The 15,914-nt window shown below is 70.0% G+C and carries 15 protein-coding genes; 10 read left to right on the top strand and 5 right to left on the bottom strand.

All coding sequences use genetic code 11. The features are described 5' to 3' along the window. Positions 1-34: 34 nt before the first annotated feature. Positions 35-1,066, bottom strand: coding sequence for an L-threonine 3-dehydrogenase (gene tdh / locus CEK69_RS06900; protein ID WP_026144006.1), 1,032 nt, complete (start codon positions 1,064-1,066; stop codon positions 35-37). Between the two features lie 151 nt (positions 1,067-1,217). Here tdh and CEK69_RS06895 point away from each other — a divergent pair, with 151 nt between their 5' ends. Together CEK69_RS06895 and CEK69_RS06890 are read left to right on the top strand one after the other, a co-directional pair. Then, positions 1,218-3,377 (top strand): S46 family peptidase, encoded by a 2,160-nt coding sequence (locus CEK69_RS06895; RefSeq protein WP_152244628.1) that lies wholly within the window; start codon positions 1,218-1,220, stop codon positions 3,375-3,377. 166 nt (positions 3,378-3,543) lie between these two features. Continuing rightward, the gene (locus CEK69_RS06890) at positions 3,544-4,188 is read left to right on the top strand and encodes a histidine phosphatase family protein (RefSeq protein WP_152244626.1); all 645 of its coding nucleotides are present in this window, start codon (positions 3,544-3,546) and stop codon (positions 4,186-4,188) included. A gap of 263 nt (positions 4,189-4,451) precedes the next feature. Here the strand turns inward: CEK69_RS06890 and CEK69_RS21015 are convergent, their stop codons facing one another. Next, positions 4,452-4,625: a hypothetical protein gene (locus CEK69_RS21015; protein WP_167336236.1), complete on the bottom strand. Its 174-nt coding sequence runs from the start codon at positions 4,623-4,625 to the stop codon at positions 4,452-4,454. Here CEK69_RS21015 and folC point away from each other — a divergent pair. The 8 genes from folC (at position 4,625) to CEK69_RS06850 (ending at position 12,906) form a co-directional block, all read left to right on the top strand. Then, entirely contained in the window at positions 4,625-5,893 is a 1,269-nt protein-coding gene (gene folC, locus CEK69_RS06885; protein ID WP_152244656.1) for a bifunctional tetrahydrofolate synthase/dihydrofolate synthase, read from the top strand. The genes CEK69_RS21015 and folC overlap by 1 nt on opposite strands. Positions 5,894-5,962: 69 nt before the next feature. Next, complete coding sequence (locus tag CEK69_RS06880; RefSeq protein ID WP_152180702.1) at positions 5,963-7,060, top strand: SPOR domain-containing protein; 1,098 nt, start codon at positions 5,963-5,965, stop codon at positions 7,058-7,060. Between the two features lie 95 nt (positions 7,061-7,155). Next, positions 7,156-7,917: a CvpA family protein gene (locus CEK69_RS06875; RefSeq protein WP_017908612.1), complete on the top strand. Its 762-nt coding sequence runs from the start codon at positions 7,156-7,158 to the stop codon at positions 7,915-7,917. A 28-nt stretch (positions 7,918-7,945) separates the two neighbouring features. Further along, positions 7,946-9,412 (top strand): amidophosphoribosyltransferase, encoded by a 1,467-nt coding sequence (purF, locus tag CEK69_RS06870; protein ID WP_017913998.1) that lies wholly within the window; start codon positions 7,946-7,948, stop codon positions 9,410-9,412. 28 nt (positions 9,413-9,440) lie between these two features. After that, positions 9,441-9,989, top strand: a complete 549-nt coding sequence (locus tag CEK69_RS06865) for a hypothetical protein (RefSeq protein ID WP_152244654.1) — start codon at positions 9,441-9,443, stop codon at positions 9,987-9,989. Next, positions 9,941-10,792, top strand: a complete 852-nt coding sequence (locus CEK69_RS06860; RefSeq protein ID WP_193313922.1) for a ferritin-like domain-containing protein — start codon at positions 9,941-9,943, stop codon at positions 10,790-10,792. The genes CEK69_RS06865 and CEK69_RS06860 overlap by 49 nt, the downstream gene beginning before the upstream one ends. Before the next feature lie 230 nt (positions 10,793-11,022). Then, positions 11,023-12,267, top strand: a complete 1,245-nt coding sequence (locus tag CEK69_RS06855) for a zinc-dependent metalloprotease (protein ID WP_152236565.1) — start codon at positions 11,023-11,025, stop codon at positions 12,265-12,267. Positions 12,268-12,408: 141 nt separating this feature from the next. Next, positions 12,409-12,906 (top strand): hypothetical protein, encoded by a 498-nt coding sequence (locus tag CEK69_RS06850; protein ID WP_152244624.1) that lies wholly within the window; start codon positions 12,409-12,411, stop codon positions 12,904-12,906. 317 nt (positions 12,907-13,223) lie between these two features. Here the strand turns inward: CEK69_RS06850 and lpxH are convergent, their stop codons facing one another. From lpxH to CEK69_RS06835, 3 genes are all read right to left on the bottom strand, one after another. Then, positions 13,224-13,961, bottom strand: a complete 738-nt coding sequence (gene lpxH / locus CEK69_RS06845; RefSeq protein ID WP_152244622.1) for a UDP-2,3-diacylglucosamine diphosphatase — start codon at positions 13,959-13,961, stop codon at positions 13,224-13,226. 100 nt (positions 13,962-14,061) lie between these two features. Beyond that, a complete protein-coding gene (locus CEK69_RS06840) occupies positions 14,062-14,586 on the bottom strand; it encodes a phosphatase PAP2 family protein (protein WP_152240266.1) in 525 nt (174 codons plus the stop codon). Continuing rightward, positions 14,570-15,703 carry a glycosyltransferase family 1 protein gene (locus CEK69_RS06835; RefSeq protein ID WP_017907842.1) on the bottom strand — a complete coding sequence of 378 codons (1,134 nt, stop codon included), beginning with the start codon at positions 15,701-15,703 and terminating at the stop codon, positions 14,570-14,572. Before CEK69_RS06835 ends, CEK69_RS06840 begins: the two co-directional genes overlap by 17 nt. Between the last annotated feature and the right edge of the window lie 211 nt (positions 15,704-15,914).

The raw sequence follows: 15,914 nt of genomic DNA, 5'->3' as shown, positions 1-15,914 counted from the left end.
GGCATCGCATCGCCGCGTAGCCGCGGCGCGCGCATCACCAGCTCAGCACGACCTTGCCGGCCTTGCCTTCTTCCATCAGGTCGAAGCCCTTCTGGAATTCGTCGATGGTCAACTGGTGGGTCAGCACCTTGCCCAGCGGGAAGCCGGACAGCACCAACTGGGTCATCTTGTACCAGGTCTCGTACATCTTGCGGCCGTAGATGCCCTGCACGGTCAGGCCCTTGAAGATGATCTTGTCCCAGTCGCAGCCGGCGCCGCGCGGCATGATGCCGAGCATGGCGATCTTGCCGCCGTGGTACATGCAGTCGAGCATGTCGTTGAACGCGCGCGGATTGCCGCTCATCTCCAGGCCCACGTCGAAGCCTTCCATGTGCAGGTCGGCCATCACGTCCTTGAGCGAGGTGTTGGCGACGTTGACCACGCGGGTCGCGCCCATGTCCGCGGCCAGCTTCAGGCGGAAGTCGTTGACGTCGGTGACCACCACGTTGCGCGCGCCGATGTGCTTGCAGATGCCCGCGGCGATGATGCCGATCGGGCCGGCGCCGGTGATCAGCACGTCCTCGCCGATCACGTCGAACTCCAGCGCGCAGTGCGCGGCGTTGCCGTAGGGATCGAAGAACGCGGCCAGTTCGGACGGGATCTGGTCGGGGATCGGCCACAGGTTGGAGGCCGGCATCACCATGTACTCGGCGAAGGCGCCGTTGACGTTGACGCCGATGCCGACCGTGTTCGGGCACAGGTGCGGGCGCCCGCCGCGGCAGTTGCGGCAGTGGCCGCAGACGATGTGGCCTTCGGCCGAGACGCGCTGGCCGACCTCGTAGCCGGTGACCGCCGAGCCGAGCTGGGCGATGCGGCCGACGAACTCGTGGCCGATGGTCAGGCCGGGCTTGATGGTGCGCTGGCTCCACTCGTCCCACAGGTAGATGTGCAGGTCGGTGCCGCAGATCGCGGTCTTTTCCAGCTTGATCAGCACCTCGTTGGGGCCGGGCACCGGCACCGGCACCTGTTCCAGCCAGATGCCCTTGGCGGCCTCGCGCTTGACCAGCGCCTTCATTGTTTGCGCCATGTCGGTGCAGATTCGATGGGAAGAGGGCGCGCAGTATAAGCGCCCGGCCGACGCGGCCATGTTGCGGCGCGGTCAGGGTGCCATTGGTCACGGTCCGGCCACTTGATGACAGCCGTTACACTCTAACGTCTGTCATCAAGGAAGCTATTCGATGCGTTCGAATTCGTTGGCTGTCGCCATCGCCGCCGTGGCCGCCCTGTCCGGCGCCTCCGTCGCCCACGCTGGCGAGGGCATGTGGGTCCCGCAGCAGTTGCCGGACATCGCCGGGCCGCTGCAGCAGGCCGGCCTGAAGCTGTCGCCGCAACAACTGTCCGATCTCACCGGCGACCCGATGGGCGCGGTCGTCTCGCTCGGCGGCTGCACCGCCAGCTTCGTCTCGCCGCAGGGCCTGGTGGTGACCAACCACCACTGCGCCTACGGCGCGATCCAGCTCAACTCCACTCCGCAGAAGAACCTGATCCGCGACGGCTTCAGCGCCGCCAGCCAGGGCGCCGAACTGAGCGCGGGCCCGAACGCGCGCATCTACGTGCTCGACCGCATCACCGACGTCACCGCGCAGGCCAAGGCGGCGATGGCCGCCGCCGGCAACGATGCGCTCAAGCGCACGCAGGCGCTGGAAGATTTCGACAAGGCCCAGGTCGCCGCGTGCGAAGCCGATGCCGGCTACCGCTGCGAGCTGTACAGCTTCTCCGGTGGCAACACCTACCGCCTGTTCCGCACCCTGGAAATCCGCGACGTGCGCCTGGCCTACGCGCCGCCGTCGGGCATCGGCAAGTTCGGCGGCGACGTCGACAACTGGATGTGGCCGCGCCACACCGGCGACTTCTCGTTCTACCGCGCCTACGTCGGCAAGGACGGCAAGCCGGCTGCCTACGCCAAGGACAACGTGCCGTACCAGCCCAAGCACTTCCTGAAGTTCGCCGACCAGCCGCTGGGCGCCGGCGATTTCGTCATGGTCGCCGGGTACCCGGGGCGCACCAACCGCTACGCGCTGGCCTCCGAATTCGACGCCACCGCGAGCTGGGGCTATCCCACCAGCGCGCGCCAGTACCGCGACCTGATCGCGCTGGTCGAGCAGGCCGGCAAGCAGAACCCGGACATCCAGGTGAAGTACGCCGCGACCATGGCCAACTGGAACAACACAGCCAAGAACTACGAGGGGCAGTTGGAAGGCTTCCAGCGCATCGATGCGGCGGCCAAGAAGCATGCCGAGGAAGACGCGGTGCTGGCCTGGCTCAAGCGCCAGGGCGGCGAGGGCAAGGCGGCGTTGCAGGCGCATGCGCAGCTGCTGGCGCTTGGCGAGCAGGCCAAGGCCACCCGCGACCGCGACCTGGTGCTGCGGCAGATGCGTCGCACTGGCGTGCTCGGCAGTGCAGTGACCTTGTACCGCCTGTCGATCGAACGCGCCAAGCCGGATGCCGAGCGCGAGCCGGGCTATCAGGAGCGCGATCTGCCCGAGATCGAGGGCGTGATGAAGCAGATGGAGCGCCGCTACGTCGCGGCCATGGACAGCCAGTTGCAGCGCTACTGGTTCGACCAGTACCTGAAGCTGCCGAAGGCGCAGCGCCTGCCGGCCCTGGACCAGTGGCTGGCCGGTGCCGACGCGCAGGCCGCCGCCACGCGTCTGGCCGGCACCCATCTGGGCAACACCGAGGCGCGCCTGAAGTGGCTGCATGCCGACCGCGCCGCGTTCGAGGCCAGCGACGACCCGGCGCTGCGCTATGCGGTGGCATTGATGCCGACCCTGCTGCAGATCGAGCAGGACGAGAAGCGTCGTGAGGGCGAGGAACTGCTGGCGCGTCCTCGCTACCTGCAGGCCGTGGCCGACTACAAGAAGAGCCAGGGCGAATTCGTGTATCCGGACGCCAACTTCTCGCTGCGTATCACCTTCGGCAACGTCAAGGGCTATGCGCCCAAGGACGGCGTGGCCTACACCCCGTTCACCACGCTGGAAGGCGTGGTCGCCAAGGACACCGGCGTGGAGCCGTTCGACTCGCCCAAGGCGTTGCTGGAGGCGGCCAAGGCCAAGCGCTACGGTGGGCTGGAGGACAAGCGGCTGGGCACGGTGCCGGTCAACTTCCTGTCCGACCTGGACATCACCGGCGGCAATTCCGGCTCGCCGGTGATGGACGCCCACGGCAAGCTGGTCGGCCTGGCCTTCGACGGCAACTGGGAGTCGGTGAGCTCGAACTGGGTGTTCGATCCGGCGATGACGCGCATGATTGCGGTCGATTCGCGCTACCTGCACTGGATCATGCAGGAAGTGATGCCGGCGCCGCGGCTGTTGAAGGAGTTGAACCTGGCCAAGTGAGCCAGGTTCCGGCGGGCGGCGGCTACGGCCGCCGTCCGCATGTCCGCCCCGGCACGCCGCGGCGGGCACGCGGGATGCAGCACAGGGTTTCCGGCGACGGAGCGGGTATCATGCCGCTCCGTTTTCGTTTGCGAGACGGCCCCTTCCCCCCCAAGGAATCCAGCGCATGCGCATTCTGCTCGCCCGCCATGGCGAAACCCCGTGGAACGCCGAAGGCCGCTACCAGGGCCAGATCGACATCCCGCTGTCGCCGGTCGGCGACGCCCAGGCGCAGGCGCTGGGCGCACGCCTGCGCGACGTGCCGCTGACCCGCGCCGTGGCCTCGCCGCTGGCGCGCGCGCAGCGCACCGCGCGCTTCGCGCTGGGCCCTGAGCGCGAGGCGTTGCTGCAGACCGATCCGGACCTGCAGGAGATCGCCCATGGCGAGTGGGAAGGCCTGTTGGCCAGCGAGATCCACGAGAAGGATCCGGCGCGTCTGCGCGCCTGGCGCGAGGAACCGGATACGGTGCTGATGCCGGGTGGCGAGTCGCTGCGGCAGGTGCTGGAGCGTTCCTGGCGTGGCCTGACCCGCGCCGCCGAGGGCCTGGGCGAGCACGACACGCTGCTGGTGGTGGCGCACGATGCGGTCAACCGGGTGATCCTGTGCCGGGTGCTGGGCCTGCCGATCGCGCGGCTGTGGAGTTTCCGCCAGGCGCCGACCACGCTGAACCTGCTGGAAGGGCCGGACGTGGAGCATCTGGAAGTGGTGCGCTTGAACGATTGCGCGCATCACACGCCGTTCTTTGGCGAGGCGAAGCATCGGGCGCTTTAGTTTCTTTCGATTCGTTCTGAGTGCACTGCGTAGTGCAACTGCAAGTGCAACTGCAAGTGCAAGTGCAAGTGCTTTCGCGCTTGGCGCGCGAGTCACTTTTCTTTGCTTGTGCAAAGAAAAGTAACCAAAAGAAAGCACACCCGGGCGGCACGCCCTCCGCGCTGCGCGCTCCGGGTGCGCAAGCAGGCCGGACATTTTTCGGCGGCACATCCATGTGCCGTCGAAAAACGGCGCGCGTCCTGCGCGCCGCCCCTGCGGGGTTTTTATCCGGCCTGCTTGCCGTGCCTCACGGGATCCGGAACAGCCAAAGCCAAAGCAACCGCCAAAGCAACCGCCACAGCAACAGCAACAGCCAAAACCAGAACCAAAACCAAAGCAGCAGCAAAATGCGTCGCCGCTATGAGTGCGCGTGCTGTTGTCGCATCAGTCGAGTTCAATCGTCTCCATGAACACCCTCCCCGAATGGCTCGCCTACATCGAGCGCCAGCACCCCCAGGACATCGCCATGGGCCTGGAACGGGTGCGCGCGGTCGCCGCACGCATGCGCCTGACCAAGCCGGCCAAGCACGTCATCACCGTCGGCGGGACAAACGGCAAGGGCTCGACCGTCGCCTTCGTCGAGGCCATCGCGCGTGCCGCCGGCTGGCGGGTGGGCAGCTACACCTCGCCGCACCTGCTGCGCTACAACGAGCGCGTGCGCATCGACGGCGAAGAGGCCAGCGATGCCGATCTGGTGACCGCCTTCGCGGCAGTGGAGGCCGCGCGCGGCGACACCGCGCTGACGTACTTCGAATACGGCACGTTGGCGGCGCTATGGCTCTTCCAGCAGGCCAAGCTGGAACTGGCGGTGCTGGAAGTCGGCCTCGGCGGCCGCCTGGATGCGGTGAACCTGGTCGATGCCGACGTGGCGGTCATCACCACCGTGGACATCGACCACACCGACTGGCTCGGCACCGACCGCGAAGCGATCGGCGCGGAGAAGGCCGGCATCGCGCGGCCGTGGAAACCGCTGGTGCTGGGCGAGATCGATCCGCCCTCCAGCGTGCTGCGCCGCGCTTACGCGATCGGCGCCAATGCGCTGCGCGCCGGCAGCGACTTCTTCCACGAGCCGATCGACGCCGACCGCTGGCGCTGGCGCGACGTCGGCACCGAACTGCAGTTGCCGTTGCCGCAGCTGCGCGCGCCGGTGCAGCGCGCCAACGCCGCCACCGCCATCGCCGCCCTGCGTGCGCTGCGTCGCTCGCTGCCACGCAACGCCTACGCCGAGGGCATCGCCGCCGCGCGCCTGCGCGGGCGCCTGCAGCCGTGCCTGCGCGACGGGGTGGAGGTGCTGGTCGACGTCGGCCACAACCCGCAGGCGGCCCGCGAACTGGCCGCCGCGCTGCAGGCGCAGCCGGTCGCCGGCCGCACCTGCGCGGTGTTCGCGGCGCTGGCCGACAAGGACGCCGCCGGCGTGGTGGAGGCACTGGCTGCGCAGGTCGATGCCTGGCACCTGGCCGGCCTGGCCGGCAACCGCGGCCAGAGCGCTGCGCAGTTGCGCGCGCGGTTGGCGGGGACCGCCGCCGCCGAGGCCGGCGGCGCCGAGAGCGTGGCGCAGGCGCTGCAATCGGCGTTGGCGCAGGCGCAGCCGGGCGACCGGGTGCTGGTGTTCGGTTCGTTCCATACCGCCGCCGAGGCCTTGCACTGGCTGCATTCAGCCGGCTGATCCCGCCTCCGCGCGGGCCCACCTTATAATCGGCACGGCACTCCGCCACGCCGCCCCCTCAGCCTTTCCGTGGATACCGTCCTGAAACAGCGATTGATTGGCGCCCTTGTCCTGGTAGCGCTCGCCGTGATCTTCCTGCCGATGCTGGTGAAGGGGCCTGCGCCCGACAGCGGCGTGGCCAATGTGCCGCTGAAGGCGCCCGACGCGCCGGCCGACGGCCAGTTCGAGACCCGCGAGCTGCCGCTGGTGACCCCGGGCGACGCACCCAGTGGCGGGGCGGTGGGCATGGCCAAGGCGCCGGGCGCCGCCGCTGCGCCAGCCGCCGCGCCGGCGCCGGTCAAGGACAACCCCGATGCCGCCGACCTGGCCGATCCGGCCGCGGGCAGCGCCGCGCAACCGTTGCCGCCGAGCACGGCCGCCGGCAACTACGCGGTGAATTTCGGCGCCTACGCCACCGCCGCCGACGCCGATGCGGTGATCGCGCGGCTCAAGCAGGCGCAGCTGCCGGGCTTCCGCGAGCAGGCCACGATCGGCGGGCGCCAGGCCTGGCGGGTGCGGATCGGACCGTATGCCGATCGCGCCCAGGCCGAATCCGTGCGCCTGCAGGCGGTCAAGGTCCGCAACGACGTCAACGCCCAGGTGGTGACCCTGGATGCGGCGCCGAGCAACGCCACCCCGGCCAGCGCTACGCCGGCTGCCGCCAGCAACGTCGCCGCCGTCGCGCCCGCCGCCCCGGCCAGGACCGAGGCGCTGCCGCCGGAGCCGGCCAAGCCGGTCGCCACCACCAAGCCGGCGACGCCGCCGGCGCCCAAGCCGGAACCGGCCAAGCCGGCTGCGACCAAGCCCGAACCCGCCAAGCCCGTGGCGACCCCGGCCACCACGGCGGCCGCCAAGCCGGCGCCGAGCGTGCCGGCCGCGCCTGCCGCTTCCGGCACCGGCTTCGCCGTGCAGCTGGGCGCGTTCGGCAAGGCCGAGGACGCCAATGCCCTGCGCGACAAGGTGCGCGCGGCCGGCTTCAGCGCCTTCGTCGAGCAGGTGCGCACCGACAAGGGCGCGCTGAACCGGGTGCGGGTCGGCCCGGTCGCCAACCGCGCCGATGCCGAGCAGTTGCGCGCCCAGGTGGCAGCCAAGGTCGGTATCAGCGGTATGGTACGTCCACATCCTTGATCGGGCTTCGGCCCATGGAGTAGCACGATGGTCCAGGGAAGGCAGGCGCGACGCGCGATCGGCGCGATGCAGCGGCTCGGCCGCGGGAGGCGCGCATGATCGACATGGTGCTGTTGACGGTGATCCTGGTCTCGGCCCTGCTCGGGGCCCTGCGCGGGTTCGTCGGCATCGTGGTCGGCACGCTGTCCTGGTTCCTGGCCGGCTGGGCCACGTTCCAGTTCGGCGGCAATGCCGGGCAGTGGCTGGCCAACGGGTCCCGGCCGAGCATGAGCTACTACCTGGGCGGCTACGCGCTGACCTTCGTGACGGTGATGGCGGTGGTCGGCATCACCGGCATGGTGATCCGCACCGCGGTGCGCTCGACCGCGCTGTCGGGCACCGACCGCGCGCTCGGCTTCGGCCTGGGTGCGGCGCGCGGCGGCTTCTTCGCCGCGGTGCTGGCGTTCCTGATGAGCTTCACCCCGCTGACCCGCGAGCCGGACTGGCAGCATTCCATGGTGTTGCCGGTGCTCAAGCCGGGCGTGGGCTGGATGCGCGCGCAGATACCGGACTGGCACATGCCGCAGATGCCGCAGATGAACCTGTCGCAGATGCCGCAACTGAACGTGTCGCAGATGAATTTGGGCAACTTGCCCGCGGCAGGCGATAATGCCGCGCTGGGCAACGCCCTGCAGGCCAGTGGGCTGCAGGAGATGATGTCCAAGGCCCTGGGACGTCCTGGGGTGCGGTCCGCGCAGCCCGGGGGCGATCCGTCGCAACTGATGCCCGCGAACATCGATCCGGCGCAGGCGCGTCCGGCGCAATTCGACCCGGCACGGGTCGAACCCAACGGCCAGGCACGGCCACCTTCCCAATAGCGGCATCCCCGCCGCGGAGAGCGTTGACATGTGTGGCATCGTCGGAATCGTCGGCAACCAGAACGTGGCCGGGCAACTCTATGACGGCCTGGCCGTGCTACAGCACCGCGGCCAGGACGCGGCGGGCATCGCCACCGCCGACGGCACCCGCCTGCGCGTGCAGAAGGCCAACGGGCTGGTCCGCGACGTCTTCGACGAGAAGCGCATGGCGGTGCTGGAAGGCCGCGTCGGCATCGCCCATTGCCGCTATCCGACCGCCGGCTCGGAAGGCATGGACGAGGCGCAGCCGTTCTACGTGAATTCGCCGTACGGCATCGCGCTGGCCCACAACGGCAACCTGGTCAATACCGAAGCCCTGCGCCAGCAGGTGTTCGAGGCGGACCGCCGCAACATCAACACCGATTCGGACAGCGAAGTGCTGCTGAACGTGTTCGCCTACGAGCTCGACGCGCAGCGCATGCTGACCCCGGAGGCGGCGATCCGCGCCGTGGCCGGCGTGCACCGCCGCTGCAAGGGCGGCTACGCGGTGGTCAGCGTGGTGCTGGGCCTGGGCCTGGTCGCGTTCCGCGACCCGCACGGCATACGTCCGCTGGTGCTTGGCAAGCGCGAGAGCGTGGAGGGCGACGAGTACATCGTCGCCTCCGAGTCCTCGGCGCTGGACATCCTCGGCTTCACCCGCGTGCGCGACGTGCGCCCCGGCGAAGCGCTGGTGATCACCGGCCGCGGCGAGCTGTTCTCCGAGGTCTGCGCCTCGCCCACCGACCACACCCCGTGCATCTTCGAGTACGTGTACTTCGCGCGGCCGGACTCGATGATCGACAACGTCTCGGTGCACAAGGCGCGCATGCGCATGGGCATGAAGCTGGGCGAGAAGATCCTGCGCCTGCGCCCGGACCACGACATCGACACCATCATTCCGATCCCGGACACCTCGCGCGACGCCGCGCTGGAGATCTCCAACGTGCTCGGGGTGAAGTACCGCGAGGGCTTCGTCAAGAACCGCTACATCGGCCGCACCTTCATCATGCCGGGGCAGGGCGAGCGGGTGAAGTCGGTGCGCCGCAAGCTCAATCCGATCCACCTGGAATTCCGCAACCGCGTGGTGCTGCTGGTCGACGATTCGATCGTGCGCGGCACCACCAGCCGGCAGATCGTGCAGATGGCGCGCGACGCCGGCGCGCGCAAGGTGTACCTGGCCAGCGCGGCGCCGCCGGTGCGCTATCCCAACATCTACGGCATCGACATGCCGGCCGCCGACGAACTGGTCGCGCACGGCCGCAGCGAGCAGGAGATCCAGGAATTCCTCGGCTGCGACTGGCTGATCTACCAGGACCTGGAAGACCTGGAGACCGCGGTGCGCGAGGGCAACCCGGAACTGAAGGCGTTCGACTCCTCGTGCTTCAACGGCCAGTACACCACCGGCATCGAACCCGGCTATTTCGAGCGGATCATGCAGCTGCGCTCGGACGAGGCCAAGCGCAAGCGCCGTGCCTGAGTCCCGCCGCCGCGCCCGGGCGCGGCGCATGCTCGCGCTGGCGGGTCTGGCGGCGCTGTGCGGCGGCTGCACTGCTGACGACGCCACGCGGCCGGTGCAGGCGCTGGACGATCCGCGCCTGCGCGACGGCAGTGTGCCGAGTGCGCAGTTGACCATGCTGCAGCTGTACATGGCCCCGGACCAGCTGGCGGTGCTGCAGCCGGGCTACCGCGCACCGTTGGCGATCGCCGGAGCGCAGCGCATCGGCGAGGACCTGCTGCTCCTGCGCCTGCGTGCGCAGGGCTCCTCCGACGACGTGCGCGCCGATGCGCCGCAGTGGGGGTATGCCGTCGATTGCCGGGATGGCACGGCGCGCCTGCTTGCCGCCGGCATCGGCGTCGACGCCGGCTGGCCGTCGGGCGCACCGCTGGCGAGCATCCCCGAACCGCCCGCGGCCGACCGCCGCAGCGCCTTCGCCCTGGCCTGCGCACATCGCGTGGACTGCGTGTTCAAGGTGCCCGGCAACCGCTGCGAGCAGGCCCAGCGCACCTGGCTGGAACGGCGCCAAGTGGCCGCGCATCCGCCGGTGGCGCCGTGAACGGAGACCTGTACCAGGCCGCGCGCGCCTGCCTGGACGCCGCCGATCCCGACGAGAAGGTGGCGCTGACCCAGCGCCATGCCGCGGCCTGGCGTGATGGCGCGCTCGCGGTGCCGGCCGCGGCGCCGCCGCCCGAGCCGATCCGCATGCCGGGGCGGCCACCGCGACCGCTGCTGGTGCATCCACGCGAGCTGCCGCGACGCGGCCTCGGCAGTGCCGAGGGCCGTGCGGCGTTCATCCACGCCATCGCCCACATCGAACTCAACGCCATCGACCTGGCCTGGGACGCGGTCTACCGCTTCCGCGGCCTGCCGCCGGCGTTCTACGCCGACTGGGTGGCGGTGGCGGACGACGAATCGCGCCATTTCGTGCTGCTGCGCGACCGCCTGCGCGCGCTGGGCCATGCCTACGGCGATTTCGCCGCGCACAACGGCCTGTGGGAGATGTGCGAGAAGACCGCCCACGACGGCCTGGCGCGGATGGCGCTGGTGCCGCGCGTGCTGGAGGCGCGCGGCCTGGACGTGACCCCGGGCATGATCGCCAAGCTGCGCGCGCTCGGCGACGACGCCACCGCCGACATCCTGGACATCATCCTGCGCGAGGAAGTGGCGCACGTGGCCGCCGGCTCGCGCTGGTACCGCTGGTACTGCGCACAGGCCGGGATCGAGCCGCGTGCCCGCTTCGCCGCCCTGCTGCGCGAGTACGCCGGTGGCTACCTGCACGGCCCGTTCAACCTGCAGGCGCGCCTGCTGGCCGGGTTCGACGAGGACGAATTGCTGGCGCTGCAGCAGCAGGCCGGCTGAGGCGGCGTCCTCCCGCGGCATGGCGCCCGGGTCGCGTCAACGCGCAGGCGGCGGCATGAACGCCCTTGCGTGCGTTCTGTGACGCCTATCTCCGAGCGGAGACCCCGCTCCATTTGTTGCTTGCGCTGAACGGTGGCTGAGCGGCTAATCGAACTCCCCCGCGCGGCCTCCCCCGTCTCCGGCCGCGCGCGGGGCGACGTTCGTCCCTACTCACCACCCAGGAGTCCGACATGAAGTCGATGTGCAGCCTTACCGCGATGCTTGCCCTGTGTGTCGCCGGTTCCGCCTCCGCAGCCGGAACGCCCCTATTCCAGAGCAGCCAGTACGTCTCCAAGTCCATCGCCGGCGAGCCGGCGCTGAGCCGCCTGCTGGCCAATCCCGCCACCGGCGCGGTGCAGCGGGTCGGCGTGAACGCCGCCGCGGTCACCGCCGGACAGAAGCAACTCGAGCTGGACCTGCTGGGCCAGCGCATCACCGCCACGCAGTTGAAGACCGAGCAATTGGAAGGCGGCAACAGCATCTGGTACGGCAATCTCGGCAATGCCGCGGTGGCGCGGACCCGTGCGCTGTCCGGCCTGGATCCGCTGAACTCGGCGATCCTGGTGCGCAGCGGCGACACCATCACCGGCAGCATCCGCAGCAACGGCACCCTGTTCCACCTGCGTCCGATCGCCGGTGGCGGCCATGTGCTGGTGGAGGTCGACGAACGCCGCATGCCGGCCGAGCATCCGGCCGACTACGCGCTGCTGCCGACCGTGCAGATGCCGCAGTCGGTGATCGACGAACGCGTGACCGCCGCCGGTGCCTCGTCGGGTTCGCCCGCGACCATCCGTGTGCTGGTGGTGGCGACCAACAAGGCGGTGACCAGCTACGGCGGCAACATGCAGTCGCTGGTGCAGTTGGCGGTGGCCGAGTCCAACCAGGGCTACACCAACAGCAATGTCGGCATCACCATGCAGCTGGCCGGCTACGAGACCACCAACTACACCGAGTCCGGCGACTTCAACACCGATCTGACCCGCTTCCGCGGCACCAGCGACGGCTACATGGACAGCATCCATACCTCGCGCAACAGCACCGCGGCCGACGTCGGCGTGCTGATCATCGACAACTCCGCCTATTGCGGTCTCGCCTCGGGCATCGGTTCCACCGCCGCCACCGCGTTCGCGGCGGTGTACTGGGATTGCGCCACCGGCTACTACAGCTTCGCCCACGAGATCGGCCACCTGCAGAGCGCGCGCCACGACGTGGCCACCGACTCCAGCACCTCGCCGTACGCCTATGGCCACGGCTATCGCTACGGCAACAGCTGGCGCACGATCATGGCCTACAACTGCACCAGCAGCTGCCCGCGGCTGAACTACTGGTCCAACCCGAACGTGTCCTACAACGGCGTGCCGATGGGCAATGCCAGCACCGCCGACAACCAGCGCGTGCTGGTCAACACCAAGGCGACGGTGGCCGGGTTCCGTTGAGCCGGCGCGCGCGTGGCGCAGGCCGCGTGCCTGCGCCACGCGCGGCGAAGACGGCTGGAGCGGGCGCGGCGGCGTCCGCTTCGGCTATGCTGGGAAGCGGTACCGGCGCGGCCGGTGCCGACCGACTTCCTGGGATCGACGATGTTCAAGCGCATGCGACTGCCGGCCGCGCTGCTGCTGGCGATGCTGAGCGCGGGCTGCGGCCCCGCTCCCGACCGGCAGACCGAGACCCCGTCGCCGGCCGCCAAGACCGACGCGCCGCGGGCGACCCCGCCGACCGCACCGGCCGACACCTTCGACGGAAACCGCGCGATGGACGTGTTGCAGGCGCGCCTGTCGGCCGATCATGCCTATCCCGATCTGCAGTGCCTGGGCTACGTTGTCGAGGACGGCGAGGACGCCGCCTCCCCGGCAGCGTCTGCAGCGGCCGCACCCGAGGCCGCCGCGCCGGTGGCGATCGAGATCGCCGTACGCGAGAAGCACGGCGACGGTTGCCCGGGCGACCCGCAGACCGAGCCGGTCCGCGACCGCTTCCGTGTCGAGCGCTCCGGTGCGATCCAGTGGTACGACGTGGTCGACGGCGACTTCGTCGAATACGCGCAATGGCGGCAGCAGCAAGCCGGTGGCGGCTTGCCCTGACAGGCGGATTTTCGCACCGCGCCGCGCGCGTGGTCGCGGCGGTGCGCGGCCAGGAAACGCGGGTGGAGGACGGTGGCCTGGATGTGGGCGGTGTCGACGTCGCGGCCCGGATCGTCAGGCCTGATTGCGGACTGCCATGAGGTGGGCGGAGACGACCCGGTGCGCTGGGATGCCGTCCTCGGCGGCCCTGCGGAATCCGGGGCCGAAGCGCTATTCGGCGCCGTCCTGCAGCCGCGCCGCGGTCGCAGGGAAATGCGTTGCCGCGACGTGCCGGGTGCGCATCGCCGGGCTGCCCACGGCCGCGCCGGACGCTGGCGCTAGAGCTGTTGCAGTTGGCAGCCCTGCGCGTCCACGCGCAGCACCGAACCCTGTTCGTACCAGTCGCCGAGCACGATGCGGGTGCAGGCGCGACCGTCCACGTCCAGCGCATGCACCGCCGGCCGGTGGGTGTGGCCATGGATCATCCGCGCTACGCCGTAGCGGGCGAAGGTGGCGGCGACTTCGGCCGGGGCCACGTCGGTGACGGTTTCGAACTGCGCGCTGTCGTCCTGTTTCAACTCGGCCTGGCGCGCCTGACTGGCGGCGCGCGCCTGCTGCGCGTAGGCGATGCGCGCGGCCAGCGGCTGCGCCAGGAACTGCTGCTGGAAGGCCGGGTCGCGGGTCTGCGCGCGGAACGCCTGGTAGGCGGTGTCGTCGGTGCACAGCAGGTCGCCGTGCAGCAGCAGGGTCGGCTCGCCGTACAGATCGATCACGCAGGGATCGGGCAGCAGGCGCAGGCCGGCGCGCCGCGCGTAGTCGGCGCCGAGCAGGAAGTCGCGGTTGCCGTGCATGAAGAACACCGGCACCCCGGCCTCGTGCAGCGCGTGCAGCTCCACCGCCACCGCATCGGCCGCCTCGGACGGCGTGTCGTCGCCGATCCAGGCCTCGAACAGGTCGCCGAGGATGTACAACGCCTCGGCCTGCCGCGCCTGCCCGCGCAGGAAGTCGAGAAACAGCGCGGTGATCGCCGGCCGTGCCGGGTCCAGATGCAGGTCGGAGATGAACAACGTGGTCATTCGGCCATTGTAGTACCGCCGGGAATGGAGAAACGGGAATCGGGAATGGCAAAAGCCCTCGCCGTTCCTATTCCCTATTCCCGACTCCCCATTCCCAGCCTCATACCAACCACAACGACACGCCCGCCAACAACGTGCCGATGCCGGTGGCGGCGAGCACGTCGCTGGGGTAGTGCAGGCCCAGCACCACCCGCGACAGCGCCACGCAGGCGATGAAGGGCACAAGCAATGGCGCCAGCCAGGGGTAGTAGGCCAGGGCGACGATGCCGAAGGACACCGCGTGCAGGGTGTGGCCGGAGGGGAAGCTGAACTCGTCCAGCGGCGCCACCCAGGCGCGGATGCGCAGGTCGGCGGCGTATGGACGCGGGCGGCGGGTCCAGCGCTTCAGACCCTTGTACAGGCTCAGCGCGACCACGCCGGTGGCGGCCATGTGCGCGGAGGCGAACACGCCGTCCATGCCGTCGCACAGCACCAGCAGGGTCATCAGCGCATACCAGAACACGCCGTCGCCGAGGCGGCTGATCACCGCGAAGAAGCGTCGCACCGAGCGCCGCCGGCACCAGTGGTTGGCGCGCCGGCACCAGCGGGTCTCGTGCCCGCGCAGGATCTCAAGCCGCGTCGACATGCGTCCTCCGAGTGTCCGCCAGTTGGTTGAGCAGGGCATCGAAATCGGCCACCACGCGCTCCGGGCGCAGTTGCTGCATCGACGCGCAGGCCGCCTCGCCGAGGCGCTGGCGCAGCGCGTCGTCGCTGCCCAGGCGCAGCGCGGCGGCGATGAAGGCCTCGTCGTCGGCCACCGCTGCACCATTGATGCCGTCGCGCAGGTATTCGCGCGCCGCGCCGTAGTCGAAGGCGACGGTGGCGACGCCACTGGCCATCGCTTCCAGGGTCACGTTGCCGAAGGTCTCGCTGCGGCTGGGGAACAGGAACAGGTCGCCGCTGGCGAAATGCCGCGCCAGCGCGTCGCCGCGCTGGATGCCGCAGAAAATGAAGTCGGGATTCTCCTGCGCCAGACGCTCGCGCAGCGGACCGTCGCCGACCCAGACGAAGCGCGCCCGCGGACGCTGCTGCTGCAACTGGCGGAACGCGCGCACCGCCAGCGGCAGGTTCTTCTCCGAGGCGATGCGGCCCACGTAGAGCACCGCGCAGTCGTCGTCCTGCAGGCCCCATTGCGCGCGCAACTGCGGATCGCGGCGCTGCGGCTCGAACTGCTTGCTGTCCACCGCGCGCGCCAGCAGGCGCACCCGCTCGAACCCCTGGGTGGCGAGGAAGTCGCGCAGTTCGCGGGTCGGGACCAGGGTCGCCTGGGCCTGGTTGTGGAAGCGCCGCATCCAGCGCAGCGCGGTCGACTGCAGCCAGGCCGCGCCGTACTGCGGCAGGTACTCGTCGAAGCGGGTGTGGAAGCCGGTGGCGATCGGAATGCCCAGGCGCCGCGCGCTGCGCAGCGCCGACCAGCCCAGCGGGCCCTCGGTGGCGATGTACACCGCATCCGGCGGCGCCGCCTGCCACAGCTTGGTCAGGCGCCGCGGCGCGGGCAGGCCGAATTTCAATCCGGGGTAGCGCGGCAGCGCCGCACCGCGCACCAGCCGCAGATCCGCCGGGTCGGCGTCGCCGGCCTGACGCGGACGCACCACGTCGACGGTATGGCCGCGCGCGCGCAGCCCCAGTTCCAGCCCCTGCACGGTCAGCGCGACGCCGTTGACCTCAGGGGGATACGTCTCGGTGACGATCGCGTAGCGCATGCGGGGGCTCCGGTTTGACTAAGCCTCGCGCAATGCAGTGAAGCGAACATGTCCAGCGCATGTAGGAACGATGACGGCAAAAGCCGGGATTCGGGATTCGGGATTCGGGATTCGGGATTCGGGATTCGGGATTTTCGCAAATTCGTCGCTGTGCCGCTTTTCTGTGGGAGGGGCTTCAGCCCCGACGCGGTATCGGTAAGGCGTCGGGGCT

It is taken from the genome of Xanthomonas sp. LMG 12462 (assembly GCF_009192885.1).
Taxonomy (GTDB): Bacteria; Pseudomonadota; Gammaproteobacteria; order Xanthomonadales; family Xanthomonadaceae; genus Xanthomonas_A; species Xanthomonas_A sontii.
This window is presented reverse-complemented; position numbering and strand designations above follow the sequence as displayed.